Annotated in this window: 17 protein-coding genes; 6 read left to right on the forward strand and 11 right to left on the reverse strand. The window is 58.7% G+C overall.

Going from position 1 to position 18903, the window contains the following annotated elements; translation table 11 throughout:
- Window positions 1-585 precede the first annotated feature (585 nt).
- On the forward strand, window positions 586-1758 hold the full coding sequence (locus tag ACR0IP_RS09385) for a DcaP family trimeric outer membrane transporter (RefSeq protein WP_480525195.1): 1173 nt from the start codon (window positions 586-588) through the stop codon (window positions 1756-1758).
- Window positions 1759-1839: 81 nt separating this feature from the next.
- Here ACR0IP_RS09385 and ACR0IP_RS09390 read toward each other — a convergent pair whose 3' ends face one another.
- From ACR0IP_RS09390 to ACR0IP_RS09400, 3 genes are all read right to left on the reverse strand, one after another.
- Window positions 1840-2190, reverse strand: a complete 351-nt coding sequence (locus ACR0IP_RS09390; RefSeq protein ID WP_170640263.1) for a hypothetical protein — start codon at window positions 2188-2190, stop codon at window positions 1840-1842.
- A 130-nt stretch (window positions 2191-2320) separates the two neighbouring features.
- Entirely contained in the window at window positions 2321-2698 is a 378-nt protein-coding gene (locus ACR0IP_RS09395) for a DUF6497 family protein (RefSeq protein ID WP_480525481.1), read from the reverse strand.
- Window positions 2699-2911: 213 nt separating this feature from the next.
- Window positions 2912-4444: an acyl-CoA carboxylase subunit beta gene (locus ACR0IP_RS09400; protein ID WP_170378028.1), complete on the reverse strand. Its 1533-nt coding sequence runs from the start codon at window positions 4442-4444 to the stop codon at window positions 2912-2914.
- Between the two features lie 181 nt (window positions 4445-4625).
- Here ACR0IP_RS09400 and ACR0IP_RS09405 point away from each other — a divergent pair, with 181 nt between their 5' ends.
- Both ACR0IP_RS09405 and ACR0IP_RS09410 read left to right on the forward strand, forming a co-directional pair.
- On the forward strand, window positions 4626-5831 hold the full coding sequence (locus ACR0IP_RS09405; protein ID WP_170677198.1) for a multidrug effflux MFS transporter: 1206 nt from the start codon (window positions 4626-4628) through the stop codon (window positions 5829-5831).
- A 66-nt stretch (window positions 5832-5897) separates the two neighbouring features.
- On the forward strand, window positions 5898-7298 hold the full coding sequence (locus ACR0IP_RS09410) for a helix-turn-helix domain-containing protein (RefSeq protein WP_170378023.1): 1401 nt from the start codon (window positions 5898-5900) through the stop codon (window positions 7296-7298).
- A 56-nt stretch (window positions 7299-7354) separates the two neighbouring features.
- On the opposite strand, the gene ACR0IP_RS09415 is transcribed toward ACR0IP_RS09410, so the two are convergent.
- From ACR0IP_RS09415 to ACR0IP_RS09440, 6 genes are all read right to left on the reverse strand, one after another.
- Window positions 7355-7594: an HP1242/YdcH family protein gene (locus tag ACR0IP_RS09415; protein ID WP_170471799.1), complete on the reverse strand. Its 240-nt coding sequence runs from the start codon at window positions 7592-7594 to the stop codon at window positions 7355-7357.
- Between the two features lie 79 nt (window positions 7595-7673).
- Window positions 7674-9332, reverse strand: coding sequence for a choline dehydrogenase (betA, locus tag ACR0IP_RS09420; protein ID WP_480525198.1), 1659 nt, complete (start codon window positions 9330-9332; stop codon window positions 7674-7676).
- Window positions 9333-9414: 82 nt separating this feature from the next.
- Entirely contained in the window at window positions 9415-10923 is a 1509-nt protein-coding gene (gene betC, locus ACR0IP_RS09425) for a choline-sulfatase (protein ID WP_170691255.1), read from the reverse strand.
- Complete coding sequence (betI, locus tag ACR0IP_RS09430) at window positions 10920-11492, reverse strand: choline-binding transcriptional repressor BetI (protein ID WP_170378015.1); 573 nt, start codon at window positions 11490-11492, stop codon at window positions 10920-10922. Before betI ends, betC begins: the two co-directional genes overlap by 4 nt.
- An 87-nt stretch (window positions 11493-11579) precedes the next feature.
- Complete coding sequence (locus ACR0IP_RS09435; RefSeq protein ID WP_170691254.1) at window positions 11580-12488, reverse strand: DMT family transporter; 909 nt, start codon at window positions 12486-12488, stop codon at window positions 11580-11582.
- Window positions 12489-12528: 40 nt separating this feature from the next.
- Complete coding sequence (locus tag ACR0IP_RS09440; RefSeq protein ID WP_480525201.1) at window positions 12529-13128, reverse strand: LysE/ArgO family amino acid transporter; 600 nt, start codon at window positions 13126-13128, stop codon at window positions 12529-12531.
- A gap of 86 nt (window positions 13129-13214) precedes the next feature.
- Between ACR0IP_RS09440 and ACR0IP_RS09445 the strand changes: the two genes are divergently transcribed.
- Window positions 13215-14132: a LysR family transcriptional regulator ArgP gene (locus ACR0IP_RS09445; RefSeq protein WP_480525203.1), complete on the forward strand. Its 918-nt coding sequence runs from the start codon at window positions 13215-13217 to the stop codon at window positions 14130-14132.
- A 4-nt stretch (window positions 14133-14136) separates the two neighbouring features.
- Window positions 14137-14826 (forward strand): nitroreductase family protein, encoded by a 690-nt coding sequence (locus ACR0IP_RS09450; protein ID WP_480525205.1) that lies wholly within the window; start codon window positions 14137-14139, stop codon window positions 14824-14826.
- A gap of 17 nt (window positions 14827-14843) precedes the next feature.
- Here the strand turns inward: ACR0IP_RS09450 and ACR0IP_RS09455 are convergent, their stop codons facing one another.
- A complete protein-coding gene (locus ACR0IP_RS09455; RefSeq protein ID WP_170691250.1) occupies window positions 14844-16124 on the reverse strand; it encodes an MFS transporter in 1281 nt (426 codons plus the stop codon).
- Between the two features lie 150 nt (window positions 16125-16274).
- Window positions 16275-17015 carry a YebC/PmpR family DNA-binding transcriptional regulator gene (locus ACR0IP_RS09460; RefSeq protein WP_170352472.1) on the reverse strand — a complete coding sequence of 247 codons (741 nt, stop codon included), beginning with the start codon at window positions 17013-17015 and terminating at the stop codon, window positions 16275-16277.
- A gap of 110 nt (window positions 17016-17125) precedes the next feature.
- On the opposite strand from ACR0IP_RS09460, the gene ACR0IP_RS09465 reads away from it, so the two are divergent.
- Window positions 17126-18898 carry an SLC13 family permease gene (locus ACR0IP_RS09465; protein ID WP_170462052.1) on the forward strand — a complete coding sequence of 591 codons (1773 nt, stop codon included), beginning with the start codon at window positions 17126-17128 and terminating at the stop codon, window positions 18896-18898.
- Window positions 18899-18903 lie beyond the last annotated feature (5 nt).

An 18903-nucleotide genomic window follows, 5' to 3' on the forward strand; every position in this document is an offset into this window, starting at 1 on the left:
CAATAACAACGGGGTAAAATCCGCATTTTGCGCAGGTTTATGCCCATTCAGGCCAGTTTTTTGTGCAAAGAAAAACGCGGACAGGACGATGTGGGGAACACAAGCCTGCCCGCGCAAGGAAGGGGTACGGAATAGTAGGTGCATGTGCGACGCAGGCAAAGTAGTGTCGCACGGCTGGATCAAGATGCACTGCACAATCTTGTCTGCAAACAAGTTATTGTTTCCAGCTAAGATTCCGGCCAGAATCTGCCCAACAGGCGAAACTCCGCGCAAATTCATGCCGACAAGACTTGTATGGTTTTGCCAGGTTGAAGCCGCCCAAACCGTCACAGTTTCGTTACATTTCTCTGCCGCTGCCTTGATTTCTGCGCCTGCAACATCACGGGCATTCACACCTGTTCGCAGATTATTTTTGCGCATATGCTGTGGGTTAACCGATCTGTTCACCCTGCCGTGAATCATGACCTTATTTCCAGCACAAATACTTGAGCAAAAACGCGTTTTCCGTCCCTTTTTCGTGATTTCCCTGATCGCTGGGCGCGTGGAACTTTGGCCACGCACACTCGCAAACAAGGAAACACCCACATGTTTACAAAGAGAAAAAAGGCAATCCTGCTTGCTGCCACTGCGTTTAGTGTGACCAGCACGCTTGCCTTTGCTCAGGACGCTCAAACCCAGGCCGAGCTTGACGCTCTGCGGGCTCGGGTCGAAGCCCTCGAGGCCTCCAGCACCGGCCCCGCCAATGGCGATTTCCGCCTTGGGAACACCAGCCTGGACCTTTACGGCTACATCAAGGCAGACTTCTTTTATGATTTCGACTTCGACCAGGGCGACACCGCGTTCGTGAACGTCATCGGCGAGCCGTCGACCGCAACCAGTGGTACCTTCGGCAGCACCGTACGCCAGTCGCGCATAGGACTGCGCACCAGCACACCCAGCGCTCTTGGTGATATCGGCGGTCAGTTGGAGTTGGACCTGTTCGCGTCCAACGGCACGGCCGAACTGCGCCTGCGTCACGCCAACATTACCATTGGTGACAATTGGCTGATCGGTCAGTACTGGACCAACTTCCAGCCGCTGGACACCTACCCTACGTCGGTTGAATTCAACGGCCCGGTTGGCATCGCCTTCGCCCGTCAGCCGCAAATCCGCTACACCAACAGCTTCGGCGCGAACACTGAGTTCAGCGTATCGCTCGAGGAAAACGTCAGCGGCTCCAACTCGAACGACCCGGTTCTGACCGCGGCGGCTGAATACAACGACGGTACCTACGTCGCGCGTATCTCGGGCCTCTACGGTAAAGCCGAAACCAGCGATGGTGCCACCGAAGTGGACCAGTGGGGCGTGACCCTGTCGGGATCGGTTCGCCCATGGGAGGGCGGTCTGTTCCAAGTCAACTACGTGACTGGTCAGGCGATCGGCCCTTACCTGATCGGTCTTGGCAACGCCATCGTCAACGGTGAGGCCAATGACGTCGACGGCTACACGATCGAGCTCCGTCAGGATCTGGGTGAGAAATGGAATGTCGGCATCGCCTATGGTCGGGAAGACTATGATCTGGCGACCAACAGCTTCTCGGACGGCAGCGGATCCCTCAACTTCACCGAGTTGGAAACTATCCACGTCAACGCCTTCTACGAGGCCACCGACAGCCTGACGCTGAGCGCCGAGTACATATATGGGGAGCGCAACGATGCCACGACCGGTGACACCTTCGACGGTAGCCGCGTTCAGGTCGCCGCGCAACTGAACTTCTGACGCCACATACCCGCCCTGCCCGTCTTCGGGCAGGGTTTTACCCATGCGGGCAAGGATATGAGGCACAGGGTGGATCACCGCTCAGCCTGCTCCGAAAACTTCGGGAAAAGACGCACGTGCCGCGTCCAGATCGATGACCAACAACGCATCATAGTTAGCCGGGTCGAAAGGATCTTCGGCTGGCACGACCTCACGCTCAAACAGCCAGCTCAGCCGCCCTGCATCCAGATTGCCGCGTTCAAAGGGCTGATCCCCGAAGTTCTGCCAAAGCGCCTCCATAAAGGCGGCATCTGCGCGACGGTCCGCAGGTTTGCGGTCGCGGAACCGCTCACGCCGGGTGATCGGCGTCACGCCCTTAGGGTTGGCACGGCGGATAGTGAATTGAAAATCCGTCCCTGGCAGACGGCCCGGAAAACCCCGATGCTTCAGCATCCTGGCACCTCGTTGACTGCTGTCATCGGGAACAAGATTTCGCACCCGTAAGGGGTAAAAGTCATAGCGCGCACCTCCAAAGCCGCATCCGTTGTCTGAGACGCTCTGCTATCATGACGACAGATCATGGTCAGAGCCCTTCCCAGATACACCGGGACTGTTCCAGCCGGTAGGCTTCGAAAAACTGAGTTGCATCGGGGGCGGCATCGCCGAATTGGATCGGACGGTCGGACAGTGAAATCACCACCAGGGCCGGGTCCAAATCATGCTGGGAGACATAGGCAACCGCCAGCGTCTGGCACAGATGCTCCATATCGTTCGACGCTACGTCATAGCCGATCCGTCCCACCGTCGCGCCGATCTTCGGGGCAATGAACCGGAACCGCACCCACAGCTCACCGGGGTTGTTGTCCAACAGAACGTCGCTCAGATGCACAGGTTGGCCTGAGGGTACGGGCAGAGAGGTTTCGCCCACTGAAATGCTTGGCAGAGATAGGATGCTAAACATCAGACCCAAGGCGCGACCCCGGACCCGCCAGCGGCAGGCTCCTCCTTCCGGGATCGCGCGCGCAGTGCTATGTGCCCGCGCGGTTCTATGTCTGATGGATCGGATCATTCGACGATTTTTCGCTCGTTGTCAATTCTGCCTTGATTTCGGGCAAATTGCGGAGGAGTACCGCAATTTTCAGCGGATTGGGGTGGGCCGCCCCACCCCGCACGCTCAGAGAGGGATGTTGTCGTGCTTTTTCCACGGGTTTTTCAACTGCTTGCCGCGCAAGCTGGCAAAAGCCCGTGAGACACGACGGCGCGTTGATTGCGGCATGATCACCTCATCCACAAAGCCGCGTTCAGCCGCCACGAATGGGTTGGCGAAACGGTCTTCGTAGTCGGCAACGTGCTGCGCGGTCTTCTCAGCGTCACTGAGGTCAGCACGGTGGATAATCTCGGTCGCGCCTTTCGCACCCATCACCGCGATCTCAGCCGTGGGCCACGCATAGTTGAAATCGCCACGCAGGTGCTTCGAGGCCATCACAACATAAGCACCACCATAAGCCTTACGGGTAATCACAGTCACCTTTGGCACAGTCGCTTCGCCGTACGCATAAAGCAGCTTGGCACCATGCTTGATCACGCCGCTATATTCCTGCTGCGTTCCGGGCAAGAAGCCGGGCACATCCACAAGCGTCAGAATAGGGATCTCAAAACAGTCACAAAAGCGCACAAACCGTGCCGCCTTGCGAGAGCTGTCGATATCCAGACATCCAGCCAGAACCATGGGCTGGTTGGCCACGACACCAACAGTCTGCCCTTCAAGCCGGATGAAGCCAGTGACGATGTTCTTGGCGAAGTCTTCCTGAATCTCGTAGAAATCGCCTTCATCCGCAATCTTCGTGATCAGTTCCTTCATGTCATACGGTGTGTTCGGGTTGTCCGGAACCAATGTATCCAATGAGGTTTCGACACGGTTGGGATCGTCAAAGAAAGGCCGAACCGGAGGTTTTTCCTGGTTGTTGAGCGGCAGGAAGTCGACCAGCCGGCGCACCTCGGCCAAAGCTTCGACATCGTTTTCAAAAGCGCCATCCGCCACCGAGGACTTTTTGGTATGCGTAGAAGCTCCACCCAGTTCCTCAGCTGTGACGACCTCATTCGTGACGGTCTTCACCACGTCCGGACCGGTGACGAACATGTAAGACGAGTCCTTCACCATGAAGATAAAGTCTGTCATCGCCGGGCTGTATACCGCACCACCCGCACAGGGGCCCATGATCACGCTGATCTGAGGCACCACGCCCGATGCGGTAATGTTGCGCTGGAACACTTCGGCATATCCGGCAAGCGAGGCAACGCCTTCCTGGATTCGCGCACCACCCGAGTCGTTGATCCCAATGATCGGCGCGCCGTTCTGAACGGCCATATCCATGATCTTGCAGATCTTCTGCGCATGGGTCTCGGACAGAGAGCCACCAAACACAGTGAAATCCTGGCTAAATACATAGACCATACGGCCATTGATCGTGCCCCAGCCGGTGACCACACCATCCCCGGCAGGCTTTTGTTTTTCCATCCCGAATTCGGTGCAACGATGGCTGACGAACATGTCGAATTCTTCAAAACTGCCTTCGTCCAGCAGCAGCTCGATCCGCTCGCGCGCGGTCAGCTTGCCCCGCCCATGCTGCGCGTCGATCCGTTTTTGCCCACCACCCAGACGGGCCGCGTTGCGGCGTTCTTCAAGCTCGGAAAGGATGTCTTTCATGGCGATAGTCCCCTGTGAAATCTGACCGGACCCTACAGCGGGCGACCCTTCAGCCAAAGAGATTTTCGGCAAATTTGCAAAGTTTTGAAAATCTCGTTTGCTCAAACTGTAAATTTGCGAATTTTTACCAGCAGCATCAAGCGTCTGGCCTTTGCCCACCCAACAGCTATACAAGCAAACCATGCAGTTCAGAACGTCGTCGGCTTATCGCACACCACCCACAATCGGCACTTTGGTTCTTCTCTCGGGACTATCGGCGTTGAGCATGAATCTATTCCTGCCAAGCCTGCCGAACATGGCCCTGCATTTCGACACGCATTACAAGGTCATGCAACTGTCGATCGCCCTTTACCTGCTGGTAAACGCGGTCCTGCAGATCATCATCGGACCAATTGCAGACAAGGCGGGACGACGCCCGGTTCTGCTTTGGGGACTGGCACTCTTTCTACTGGCGACACTCGGCTGCATCTACGCACCGACGGCCGAGGTGTTCCTACTTTTCCGCATGTGTCAGGCGGTCGTGGTGGTCGGGATGGTCCTCAGTCGGGCCGCGGTTCGGGACATGTATGATCAGGATCAGGCGGCCTCGATGATCGGCTATGTCACCATGGGAATGGCTGTTGTCCCGATGATTGGCCCGGCCATAGGCGGGTTGCTGGAAGAGAGCTTTGGCTGGAAAGCGAATTTCTGGCTGCCCTTCGCTTTGGGCGCCCTAACCCTTGCCCTGACCTATGTCGATTTCGGGGAAACTTCAGCCAAAAGCGGCAAAACCCTGCTACAGCAATTTCGGGAATACCCCGAGCTGCTGATGTCTCCTCGGTTCTGGGGCTATTCGCTGTCCTCGGCCTGCTCGTCGGGCGCGTTCTTTGCCTATCTGGGCGGAGCGCCCTTCATCGGAACCGAAGTCTTCGGGATGAGCGCCGCCGAAGTCGGGATTTATTTTGGCGCGCCTGCATTGGGCTATTTTCTGGGCAACTTCTTCAGCGGGCGGTATTCGGTCAGGTTCGGCATCAACCGCATGGTACTTTGGGGAACCTGGCTGAACGCCGCCGGCGTCGCCCTGTCTGCCGCTTTGTTCCTGACAGGCTTCGGAACAGCGCTCAGCTTTTTCGGCTTCATGACGTTCGTCGGATTGGGCAATGGGATGACGATCCCAAACGCAACATCCGGAGCCCTGTCCGTTCGACCACATCTGGCCGCCACCGCCTCGGGTCTCAGCGGCGCAATCATGCTGGGCGGAGGAGCAGGCCTGAGCGCACTGGCAGGGGCGCTACTGACCGTCGAAACAGGCGCAATGCCCCTGCTCTGGCTCATGCTGGTCACGGCGATCCTTGCCATCGCAGCGATCTGCTCGGTCATTTGGCGCGAACGGCAATTGGGCCTCTAAGACGCCTTGCCCAAGAGGGTTTGCAAAGTTAACGTGCCGGAATAGAAAAGTTGCAAAGGCACGCCCATGGCCACCCAAAAACTCTATGCCGGCGCCAAACTGCGCGAAATGCGCACGCGCTTGACGCTGACCCAGAAGGAATTTGCCACAAAACTGGGTGTTTCCCTGCCCTACCTGAACCAGATGGAAAACAACAACCGGCCGATCTCGACCACCGTTGTTCTGGCGTTGGCGCAGGAGTTCGGCATGGACGTGACCGAGCTGAGCACGGGCGACAGTGAGCGACTGGTCTCGGATATGCGTGAGGCGCTGGCCGATCCGGTCTTTGCCGACGATATCCCCCCACTAGCTGATCTGCGCCTAACCGCCTCAAACGCCCCAGCTCTTGCCCGTGCCTTTATCGAGTTGCACCGAAGCTATCGCCAAACCCACGAACGCCTCGCCTCACTAGACGAAGCGCTAGGCCGCGAAGACTCCCGCACCCAAGCCAGCCCATGGGAGGAAGTTCGCGACTTCTTCCACTATTGCGACAACTACATCGACGCGGTTGACCGCGCCGCCGAACTGTTTGCCAAACGCGCCGACGGCCCGGGCGGCATCCGTCAGGCCGCGCTGCAAAGCCTGGAAGAACGCGGGATTCAAGTGATCTTCTCAGACATCAACCCGTTGCGTAGCTACGACAAAGAAAGCAGAACCCTGCGCCTGTCCTCACGCGCCGCGCCGCAAACGCAGGTCTTTCAGTTACTGCTTCAGGTTGCTCTGATAAGCCAGGACAAGCTGCTAGAGGCCACGCTCGATTTCGCCAAATTCCAGAGCGAAGAGGCCCGCGCAATCGCCAAAATCGGCCTTGCCAACTACTTCGCCGGCGCGTCCCTGATGCCCTACAGCGCGTTTCTGGCCGCCGCGCAAGAGGATCGTCATGATCTGGAGATGCTGAGCAACCGGTTTGGCGCTTCAATCGAGCAGGTCGCGCACCGCTTGTCCACGTTGCAGCGCCCAGGCGCAAAAGGCATTCCGTTCTTCTTCGTCCGCGTGGATCAGGCCGGAACGATTACCAAGCGCCACTCGGCCACTCGGCTGCAATTTGCTCGCTTTGGCGGCGCCTGCCCGTTGTGGAACGTCCACCGCGCCTTTGAAACACCGGGGCATTTCCTACGGCAACTGGCGGAAACACCCGATGGCGTCCGCTATATTTCGCTAGCAAGGGATGTTTCAAAGCCCGGCGGCTCATTCGGTGCGCCGGTGCGCCGCTATGCGATCGCATTGGGCTGCGAAACCCGCCATGCCGAAGCACTAGTTTACGCCGACAATCTGGATATCAACAACGCCAGCGCCTATGAACCGATCGGTATTTCCTGCCGCATCTGTGAGCGCGCAAATTGCCACCAACGCTCGGTTCCGCCACTGGAACGGCGCTTGGCCATCGACACTCATACCCGAGGCACACTGCCCTATGAGGTCACTTGATCTTCATCTGGCCAAAATATACCGGGGGTGCGGGGGCAGAGCCCCCGCTGTTGGCGTTAAGCCTTGGACACGATCGCCCAGATTTCATCTTTAAGCGCGGCGCGTTTCTTTCGCATCTCGCCCTCGGCCAGTTCTTCCACCGGCTCGATATTGGTTTCGGCGCGATGAACGCGGCGGTTAATTTCGTGATACTCTTCAGCCAGCCGCGCAAAATGAGCGTCCGTCTGCTTGAGCTGGCTCATCACCTCAACTTTGTCCGGAAACTCTTCGGCCAGTTCATGCGGGGTGTGGGACATTCCTGTTCGCTCCTGAATAAATGTCGTTGCGATTCAGGTTTATCGGATGTCGCCTCACCCCACTTTGACGCGGATCAAATCAGCGCTGCGCCACCTCCCATTGCGGGTGAATCCACGGGCGATCATTTGCTTTGGGCAGCGCATCCTTGCCCAGTATGTGATCTGACATCTTCTCACCCACCATGATCGACGGCGCGTTGAGGTTGCCATTGGTGATCTGCGGGAAGATCGAGCTGTCAGCCACGCGCAAACCATCCACACCGATGACACGACCTTCGGGGTCGACCACGGCGTTCTTGTCATCCGCGCGCCCCATCCGACAGGTGCCACAGGGGTGATAGGCGCTCTCGGCATGCTCTGCGATGAAGGCATTCAGTTCCTCATCCGTCTGCACCGAGGCGCCGGGCTGGATCTCCTTGCCCGCATAGGGTTTGAAGGCGTCCTGACCAAAGATCTCACGGGTGAGGCGGATACATTTGCGGAAGTCTTCCCAATCTTTTTCGTGGCTCATGTAGTTGAACCGGATCACCGGCGCGTCTTCAGCCTTGTTCGACCGCAAAGTCACAGCCCCACGCGACGGAGACCGCATTGGCCCCACATGCGCTTGGAACCCGTGCCCTTCGGCTGCAGCCTGCCCGTCATAGCGCACTGCGATCGGCAGGAAGTGGTACTGGATGTCGGGGTATTCAACACCCGGGTTCGACCGGATGAACGCCGCGCTCTCGAACTGGTTCGAGGCCCCAAGACCAGTTTTGGTGAACAGCCACTGCGCGCCAATCAGCCCTTTGCTGAACAGGTTCCAGTGCTTATACAGCGTGATCGGCTGCAGCGAGGCTTGCTGGATATACAGCTCTAGATGGTCCTGCAGGTTTGCGCCCACGCCCGGACGATCAGCAACAACGTCGATACTATGCTCCGCCAGATGCGACGCCGACCCGATCCCCGAGAGCATCAGCAGTTTGGGCGAGTTGATCGATGAGGCCGCCAGAATAACCTCACGCCGGGCACGAATGACCTCTTTCTTGCCGCCACGCACCAGTTCGACACCAACTGCGCGACCCTCTTCCATCACAACGCGCGATGCTAAACCCTTGACGAGGTCGCAGTTGGGACGTTTCAAAGCAGGTCGCAGATACGCATTTGCCGCCGACCAGCGCCGTCCTTTCCAGACGGTCTGTTCCATCGGGCCGAAACCTTCCTGCTTTTCGCCGTTATAGTCGCCCGTGACTTCATAGCCCGCTTGCTGACCTGCATCGACGAAGGCTTGGAACAGAGGGTTTTTGCGCGGACCGCGTGACACATGCAGCGGACCATCCTTGCCGCGCCATTCCGGGTCACCGCCATGGCCGCCATCATGCCAGTTTTCCATGCGTTTGTAGTAAGGCAGCACATCCGCGTAAGACCACCCATCCGCACCCATATCGGCCCAAGTATCAAAATCCCGCGCGTGGCCGCGCACATAGACCATTCCGTTGATCGAGGACGATCCACCGAGCACCTTGCCGCGCGGACAGGCCATCCGGCGGTTGTTCATTTTGGGTTCGGGTTCCGAGCTGAACCCCCAGTCATAAAGAGACATGTTCATCGGGTAACTCAGCGCTGCGGGCATCTGAATAAAGGGCCCAGCATCCGTGCCACCATGTTCAATCACCAGAACCGAGGCCCCGGCCTCGCTCAGGCGATAGGCCATCGCACAGCCGGCAGAGCCAGCACCCACAATGACAAAATCTGCTTCCATTTCACGTCTCCATAGATCCGCCGTGAGAGGTTTCGAAATCTGCTCTGCTTCCGGCGGGCGTATTTTCAAAAAGAAGAAGAGGTCACTCGCCGCGCGGGAACCGCTGGCTTTCCTCGACGATATTCAGGTCCATGTGGTTGCGCATGTAGCGCTCGGATGCCTTTTGCAGGGGCTGGTAGTCCCACGGGTAATACCCACCTTGCCGCAGCGCCTCGTAGACAACCCAGCGGCGCGCCTGGCTGGCGCGGACATCCGCATCAAACCGGTCCAGGTCCCAGCGCGCCTCGGACTTGGCGCCTAGGGTTTGCAGGGTTCCGGCATGCGCGGGGTCATCGGCGAGGTTGTTCTGTTCATGCGGGTCGACCTCAAGATCAAACAGCTGATCGGGGTCCAGCGCGCAACGATTGTATTTCCACTTGCCATAGCGCAACGAGACCAGCGGCGCATAGGAGGCCTCGGCCGCGTATTCCATCGCCACGGGGGCTGTCCGCTCCTGCCCTTTGGCCAGAGGCACGAGGTCCTCGCCATCCGTCCATGGGGCAATCTCGGCCATATCAACACCGGCCAAAGAGCCCAGAGTCGGGGTCACGTCGATGGTCGACACAGGTGTTTCGATCAGGCCCGCAGGTAAATCCGGGGCGGAGATCATCAGTGGCACGCGCGAGGAGCCCTCGAAGAACGTCATCTTGAACCACAACCCGCGTTCGCCCAGCATGTCGCCATGGTCCGAGACAAACATGATGATCGCCTCTTGGCGTGTCGTCTCCAGCACTTCGAGGATCTCGCCGATCTTGTCGTCCAGGTACGAGATATTGGCGAAATACGCGCGGCGGGACTTGCGGATATCTTCTTCTGTGATGTCGAAGCTGCGCCAGTCGTTGGCGTCGAAAATACGCTTGGAATGCGGGTCCTGATTGTCATAGCCAAGATCAGCGATCTCGGGCAGCAGATGTTCGCAATCCTCATAAAGATCCCAGTATTTGCGGCGCGCGACATAGGGGTCATGAGGATGCGTGAAGCTGACGGTCATAGCCCACGGACGGTCGTCCTTGCCGCGCGCCAGATCATAGAGCTTGGCCTTGGCGTGGTAGGCAACCTCGTCGTCATATTCCATCTGGTTCGAGATTTCAGCAACACCCGCGCCGGTGACGGAACCCATGTTGTGATACCACCAGTCGATCCGCTCACCCGGTTTGCGGTAATCCGGAGTCCAGCCAAAGTCAGCGGGGTAGATATCGGTGGTCAGGCGGTCTTCGAACCCGTGCAACTGGTCGGGACCAACAAAATGCATCTTGCCCGACAGACAGGTGTAGTACCCCGCGCGGCGCAGATGGTGGGCATAGGTCGGGATGTCGCTGCGGAACTCGGCCGCGTTGTCGTAAACCCCCGTGCGTGAGGGCAACTGGCCCGACATGAAGCTCGCCCGTCCCGGTGCGCAAAGCGGCGAGGCCGTATAGGCATTGGCAAAACGGGTGGAGCGTTCGGCCAGTTTCTTCAGGTTCGGCGCATGCAACCAGTCGGCCGGACCGTCGGGAAACAAGGTGCCGTTCAGCTGATCCACCATCAGGATCAGAATGTTTGGTTTTGTCATTTTTCGCCCTCGAGCAGTGTATTCAGGACGCGCAAGGCGTGATTGGCAGCCAGCTGAGGTTCTTCCGGGGCGCTCAGCGCCGAGTGGATATACAGCCCGTCGATCAAGGCAATCATGGTCTCGGCCGCGTTGATCGGTTCGGCAATTTGGGGGCGCAGCGCATGGATCAGGTTCGAGCGGATGCGCGCCTGATAGACCTTCCACAGCCGCAGAGCATCATCGTTTGTCTGCGCGAGGACATAGAATGTCATCCACGCGGCAATCACGTCCGGGGTGAAGCATGAATGGGCGAAACAGGCGCGGATGATGGCTTGCGCCCGTTGGTCAGGGGCTGCGGCGGCCAGCTCGGTCCGGGCTTCCTTGCCGAAATCCGTCAGGATTTGCCGCATGGCGGCCAGAAAGATCTGATCCTTACCGCCAAAATAATGGTGCGCCAGCGCGCTGGACATGCCCGCGCGTTTGGCGATCTGGCTGACGGTCACATCCAGAGATTTCTGTACGCCCAATTCGGCAATCGTCGCACGAACGATCGCATCACGGCGTATAGGCTCCATTCCGACTTTTGGCATCGCGTCCCCCTGGGCAACAGGATTTCCCGACGACGCTAGGCGCTTTTTATTGACTCGTCAATCAATCTCGTTTTCGGACGCATGTTTTCATGCTTTGGGTGCAAAAGCCGATGGTGTCACATCGCGTTTGTTCAGCACCGCTTCGCGCCAGGAAATGAAGCTGACGGCGGTCAGGATCAGCGTACCGCCAGCCACGACCCAGATGTCAACGCTTTCGTGGAACACCAAGGCTCCGACAGTCGTCGCCCAGATAAGCTGCAGGAAGGTGACCGGCTGGGTCACCGCAACCGGCGCGGCCTGCAGCGCTAGCGTCATGAAATAGTGCCCTGCCGTTGCAAAGCTTGCGACCAGAAACAGTACCCCGATGTCCCGCAGAGTAGGCGGCGACCAGACTGCAATTGCAAAGGGGATCAAAGCCAGCGTCACCCAGATCGACAGATGGGCCACCACGACCGAGGGCGGGATATCCCGCACCAACAGTTTGGCGAGCAGGTAGGACCCACCTAGCGTTAGCGCCGTTCCCAGCATGGCGAGATGCCCACTGGACACCTCGCGAAATCCGGGGCGCAGAATGATCAGTACGCCGATTAGGGCGACCAGAATGGCGGCCAACCGGCGAAAGGCCAGCTTCTCACCCAGAAACAGGGCCGCGCCAAGTGTGACATAGACCGGGGTCATGTAGTTCATGGCCGTCACTTCGGCCAAAGGAATGCGAGTCATCGCGTAAAACCACAGCATGACCGCCACCCCGTGGATGACCCCTCTTAGCCCAAACAGAGAGAGATCGCGCTTGCTCAACCGTGTTGCCAGGATCGACCGCAAGGCAGGCAACAGAAACACCAACCCAAGAACGTAGCGCAAAAACGCGGCCTGAATCGGGTCCATAGTCGAGCCGAGTGATTTCACCAGCGCCGTCATCACCACAAAGGCCAGACCCGCAGCGAACATCCAGAACATTCCCACTACGGGGCGCGAAGGGGCGGAAGCTGTTGTCATGGTCCCGGTTGAACACCGAATTCACCGGCAGAACAACCCTTCACATGACAAGTAACTTCCACGCAATTCCCAGCATCACAATCCCAATCAGCGCGTCCAGCACCTGCCATGCGCGTGGGCGTGCGAAAAACGGCGATAGTATCCTGGCCCCGTAGCCCAGCGTGAAGAAGAAAACAAAGCTTGAGGTCACGGCCCCAATGGCAAAGCTGAACCGGTCGTCATACTGGGCCGAGATCGAGCCGATTAGCACCACGGTATCCAGATAGACATGCGGGTTCAGCCAGGTGAAGGCCAGCACGGTCAGCATCGCCGAGCGCAGGCTTGTGCGTTGGCTCTCGCCCAGTTCCATCGCCGCCCCGCCCTGCCAGGCTGACCGCAGGCTGCGCAATCCGTACCATGTCAGAAACGCGGCGCCGCCATAGCGCATCACCTTCTCAAACCAAGGCGCGGCCTGTGCCAACGTGCCAAACCCGGCGATCCCGGCGGTAATCAGGATCGCGTCCGAAACAGCGCAGGTCAGGCACAAGACAAACACGTGCTCGCGCCGCAAACCCTGCCGTAAGATGAACGCATTCTGCGCACCAATGGCCAGAATCAGACTGAAGCTAAGGACAAAGCCAGCGATGAGGGGGGCGGACATGAAACCTCCTGTCGTTTGAAGGTTTGACTACCGACTTCATCTCGGCCTATCAAATTAAAGATACTGAGTAGGATTAAGTTTGTCTAATGCTGATAGATCCACATCACCTGAACACGCTGGCCGCGATTCTGCGGCATGGGAGCTTTGACGCCGCCGCCTCTGAGCTGTCCGTCACGCCCTCGGCAATTTCGCAGCGGATCAAAGCGTTGGAGGATCGCATCGGCACCAGCCTGATCAATCGCGGCTCCCCCTGCACCGCCACGCCTGCAGGGCTGCGGATTGCCAAACATGCCGAGGATATCGGGCTGCTGGAGTCCCAACTTGCCCGCGAACTGACCTTGGAGAGCGGCCCCGGTCCGGCGCGGGTGCGCATCGCCCTTCCGGCCGATGTTCTGGCCGCGTGGTTCATCGATGTGATGACGCAGGTGCCGGACCTGTTGTTCGATCTGGTGATCGACGATCAGGAGCATTCGGCAGACTGGCTGCGCCGGGGCGAGGTTAGCGCCGCAATCACCGTCGGAGGGCAACCGGTCACCGGATGTGATACGCATGCCCTTGGCGCGATGCGGTATCTCGCGACGGCAAGCCCGGAATTCACCAAGCGCTGGTTCAGTGAGGGATTGACCGCACGGTCGCTGGCAAAAGCGCCCTGCCTTGTCTTCAATCGCAAGGACAGCCTTCAGCGGGTCTGGATGGCGGCCCAAACCGGGCAGAGACTCTCACCGCCTTCGCATTTCGTCCCCTCATCCCATGGGTTTGTCGATGCCGCTATTGCAGGATTGGGCTGGGGCATGAATCCCGAACCCTTGGTGCGCGACGCTTTGCAGGACGGCAGACTTTGCGAAGTCGCGCCAGACGCGCCTTTGGACGTGCCCCTCAATTGGCAGGTTGGTCGCGTGTTGGCATCGACTCTGACCCCCTTGACCAAGGCCGTAAAACGGGGCGCTGCAAATGCCTTGATCCCGGATGCCGACCGCCAGATAAACAGCAAAAATCCGGAGTAAGACAATGTTCTCACGCGATGCGCTCAGCTATGATCCGATCCCTCTGCCCGACCGGTGCGAGATGAGCGATGCCAAGATGCAGCAGTCCGCGCAGGCATTCTACGACAAGATGCGACAGCGCCATACCGTTCGAGATTTCATCGACCGCCCCGTTGATCGCGAAGTAATTGAGACCTGCTTGCGGACCGCAGGCACCGCGCCATCCGGGGCCAACCACCAGCCATGGCATTTTGCCGCCATCGCTGACCCGGCTTTGAAACAGCGCATCCGTGAAGAAGCCGAAGAAGAAGAACGTCGTTTCTATGCTGGCGGCGCAGGGGATGAATGGATCAAAGCGCTAGAGCCCATCGGGACCAACGCGGTCAAAGAACACCTGACCATTGCCCCCTGGCTGATCGTGGTTTTCGCCCAGCGCTGGGGTGAGTTCGAGGATGGCACGCGGTACAAAAACTACTACGTCCCGGAAAGCGTCAATATCGCAACGGGCTTTCTGTTGGCTGCCCTTCATCACGCCGGGCTTTCGACACTGACACACACGCCGAACCCGATGAAGTTCCTGAATGACGCGCTGGGACGGCCGGCATCGGAAAAGCCCACAATGATTATCGCCGTTGGTCACCCATCAGAGGCCGCGACTGTCCCCTCCGTTGCCAAGATGAAGAAACCTCTGGACGAGATTTCGTCGTTCTTCTGATTGGAACTCTAACGACGTTAGCCGCCCTGCAGATCAGGTGTCGCAGGCTTGGGTAAGACGACCAGATAACAGGCGGCGGCTGCGACCAGACTGCACAGGACGATAAACGCAACCGCCAGCGAAACCTCATGCATATGCGCGACCGCTGCCAAAGCGGCTGACATGGCAACGGCGGTCAGGCGTGCGATGCTTTTGATCGCGGCAGAGGCCTGAACCCGCTGCTCTTTCGGGGCGACGTCCAGAAAGTAGAGCTTGCGCGCGCTGCTGATCCCCGTGACGGCAACCGTTGCGATGAACAGGGCAATCGCATGCAGGTGCACTTCGTGGTCGATACCCAGATAGTGAAACGCCAAAAGGACGATCCCAGTGATCGCCACCATCAAAGTCCCTGCGACCATGACGGTACGATGGGATTTCATGTTCAACAGCTGCCAAAGCGGGGCCGAGACAAGATAGCCAGACGCCGAAGACACAATCATCGCGGTCAGTCCCTTGGCCGAGCTATGATGCGCCTCGGCCGCAATCAGAGCGAAAAACGGCACGGACAAGGACACCACGACAAGCGGCATGCGCATGACCAGGTAGCGGCGAAACCAAGCATGTTCGAACATGCTGAAGATGGACTTGATATTGGCTTTCAAAGACAGGCCCAAGTGTTTGGCTTCATTGGATTCTGAACTGTTGGTCTTGCGGATCTCAAACATCGCAAGGATCGACAGGGCAGATAGTAGAAAGAACGTGGCGGACACCGCGATGACGACCGAGTGGCGCGAAAATGGCGGATTGTCCTTGGTCAACTCATGCAACAAAAGCGCCAACCCTATGGCACCCAGCCCTCCGGCCCCCAGTTGCAAATATTGCATCATCATTCGGGATTTCGAATGCACATGATCGCCCAGTAGATCGGTTAACATGAGGTTCTGCACCTCATCGATAAGCCCGATCAGGAAAAAGACTGCGATGAAGGCAATGGCGATCAGCGGCACGATGCCTGTGGCGGCTACCCCCATGGCGACCAAAAGGCAGGTTCCAATTGCGATTTCGGTCATCGCAATCCCGCGTTTCTTCTCGGGCCGCGCGGCAATCGAACGGGCCAGAAAGAAATCCGCGATCATGCTGCCGACCATGCGAACCGAGACCAACGCCCCGGCGATGAACATCGGCAACTCGAACGAGACCGCCAGAAACGGCAAAACCACCGACGGGCTGCCTAAGGTCCACGCGACCTGAGACAGAATGCTCTGCCCGGCCAGGACCGGGACATTGCGTTTTGCCAGATCTGACGGGTCACGCGCCATATATCACTCTGGCGTCAAAGCCAGCCTTTTTGTTTTCTCGCCCACATTTCAAAGAGTAATCGCTTGAGCCTGATCAGCCAAGCAACACTTCCGACGCAAAAAAGCCCGACCAAACCGGCCGGGCTTTCAGGTGCCAGTTGTCGAGTGCGATCAGAGCTGCGCCATAACCTCATCGGTCGCTTCGAAATTGGTTGTCACGCGCTGAACGTCGTCGTCATCTTCCAGCGCATCGACCAGCTTCATCAGCTTCTGCATGTCTTCCAGACCCAGCTCAGTGGTCGTGGTGGGTTTCCAGACCAGCTTGGTGGATTCGGACTCGCCCAACGCCTCTTCCAGCGCATTCGATACATCGTTCAGATCGGTATCGGCGCACCAGATGATATGACCATCTTCCGAGCTTTCGACATCCTCGGCACCCGCCTCGATCGCGGCTTCAAAGATGGTATCCGCATCACCTGCATCCGCCTGATAGACCACTTCACCCTTGCGGTCGAACATGAACCCGACCGAGCCGGTTTCGCCCAGGTTTCCACCGTTCTTGGAAAAGGTCGAGCGCACGGTCGAGGCCGTCCGGTTGCGGTTATCCGTCATGGTCTCGACGATCACGGCCACACCGTTGGGGCCGTAACCCTCGTACCGGATTTCTTCGTACTCGTCGCCTTCTCCTGCAACCGATTTCTTGATCGCGCGGTCGATCACGTCCTTCGGGACCGAGTTTGACTTGGCCTCTTTCACCGCCAGACGCAGGCGCGGGTTCTTGTCGGGATCGGGGTCGCCCATCTTGGCGGCCACGGTGATCTCTTTCGACAGTTTGGAAAACAGTTTGGACCGCGCGGCGTCCTGACGTCCCTTGCGGTGCTGGATATTGGCCCATTTGGAGTGGCCTGCCATGGTGCGTCCTCGTCATCATGTTAGCGTATTCGGCGCTCATATAGACGTTTGCGGGGCAAAGGATCAAGAGAGCGGCTTGCGAGACGCCCATCTGAGGGTAAGGTGGCCGCATGACGACCGATCAAATCATTCTGTTTGCGCTTTTCATTACAGTCTTTGGAATGCTCCTTTGGGGCCGTTTCCGGTATGACCTTGTGGCCTTCACCGCCCTGATGATCGGGGTCACGCTGGGTGTTGTGCCAGTCGACAACGCCTTTGCCGGGTTCGGGCATCCTGCAACAATCATCGTTGCCTTGGTGCTGGTAGTTTCGGCTGGGCTGGTCCGATCCGGGGCTGTATTCCTGATCACGCGCACTCTTGTGGATGCCTCGCGTGGACTTGGCGCCCATATCGCACTGATGGGCGGAATCGGCGCGGTTCTGTCGGCGTTTATGAACAACGTCGCTGCACTAGCCCTCCTGATGCCGGTCGACATACAGACCGCGCGCAAAGCGGGGCGCGCGGTGGGGCTGACGCTCATGCCGCTCAGCTTTGCGACGATCCTGGGTGGCATGGCGACCCTGATCGGGACACCGCCAAACATCATCATCGCCTCGATCCGGGCCGAGACCTTGGGCGAGCCGTTCAAGATGTTCGACTTTGCCCCCGTCGGAGGGATCGCGGCCATCGCCGGCTTGGCGTTCGTGTCGCTGATTGGCTGGCGGCTGATCCCAAACCGAGGCGCGCAGGAAGAAGCCTCCGAGGCACTGGCCGAATACATCGCCGAACTCACCCTGCCCTCCGAGTCGCCCCATATCGGCAAGCGTGTCAGCGAGCTGTACGAAGATGCCGAGAAATCCGACGTGGCAATCATTGGCCTGATCCGCGACGGCAAACGGCGCTATGGCCGATCTGCCCACGCCACTCTGAAAGAGGGCGACGCGCTGGTGCTGGAGGCGCGGCCCGAAGCGCTGGATGAGTTCCGCGCGGCGCTCAAGCTGGATTTCTCGGACACCCGCCGGCAAGAGATGCTGACGGCAGAAGGCGACGGGCTTGAGGTGATCGAAGTTGTCGCCACTGAGAGCGCACGCATCACCGGCCGTACCGCGCAAGGGTTGGGTCTTGCTTGGCGACAAAGCACAGTTCTGATGGGCATCTCGCGCCAGGGTCGCCGCATCACCGAACAGGTCCGTAAGACCGAGGTCGAGGCCGGCGACATCCTGCTTCTGCTCTGCCCCCGCGACCGGGGTGCCGACGTGACAGAATGGCTGGGCTGCCTGCCATTGGCGCAGCGGGGCCTAAACGTAACAGCCAACGAAAAAGCCTGGCTCGCCATCGGCCTGTTCGCCACTGCGGTTTTGGCGGCCAGCATAGGGTTGATCTACCTGCCCATCGCGCTGGGTTTTGTTGTCGTGGCCTACGTTCTGACCAAAATCATGCCGATCAGTGACATCTATAATCACATCGAATGGCCTGTTGTGGTGCTGCTCGGCTCGATGATCCCTTTGGGCAGCGCGCTGGAGACCTCAGGCGGCACCGAATTGATCGCCAATGCCCTGATCCAGCTGACAAATGGCCTGCCCGCCTGGGCCATCCTCACCGTTCTGATGGTTGTGACGATGACGCTGTCGGACGTACTGAACAACACGGCCACGGCCATTGTCGCCGCCCCCGTGGGCATCCAGATGGCCCGCACGCTCGAGGTCTCTCCCGATCCGTTCCTGATGACGGTGGCCGTTGCCGCCTCGGCCGCGTTCCTCACGCCGATCGGGCACAAGAACAACACGCTGGTTCTGGGGCCCGGAGGCTATCGGTTCGGTGACTATTGGCGCATGGGTCTGCCGCTTGAGATCCTGATCATCGCTGTTTCGATCCCCGCGATCCTTGTCTTCTGGCCGCTTTGACAGGT

It is taken from the genome of Ruegeria sp. AL11, assembly GCF_056540865.1.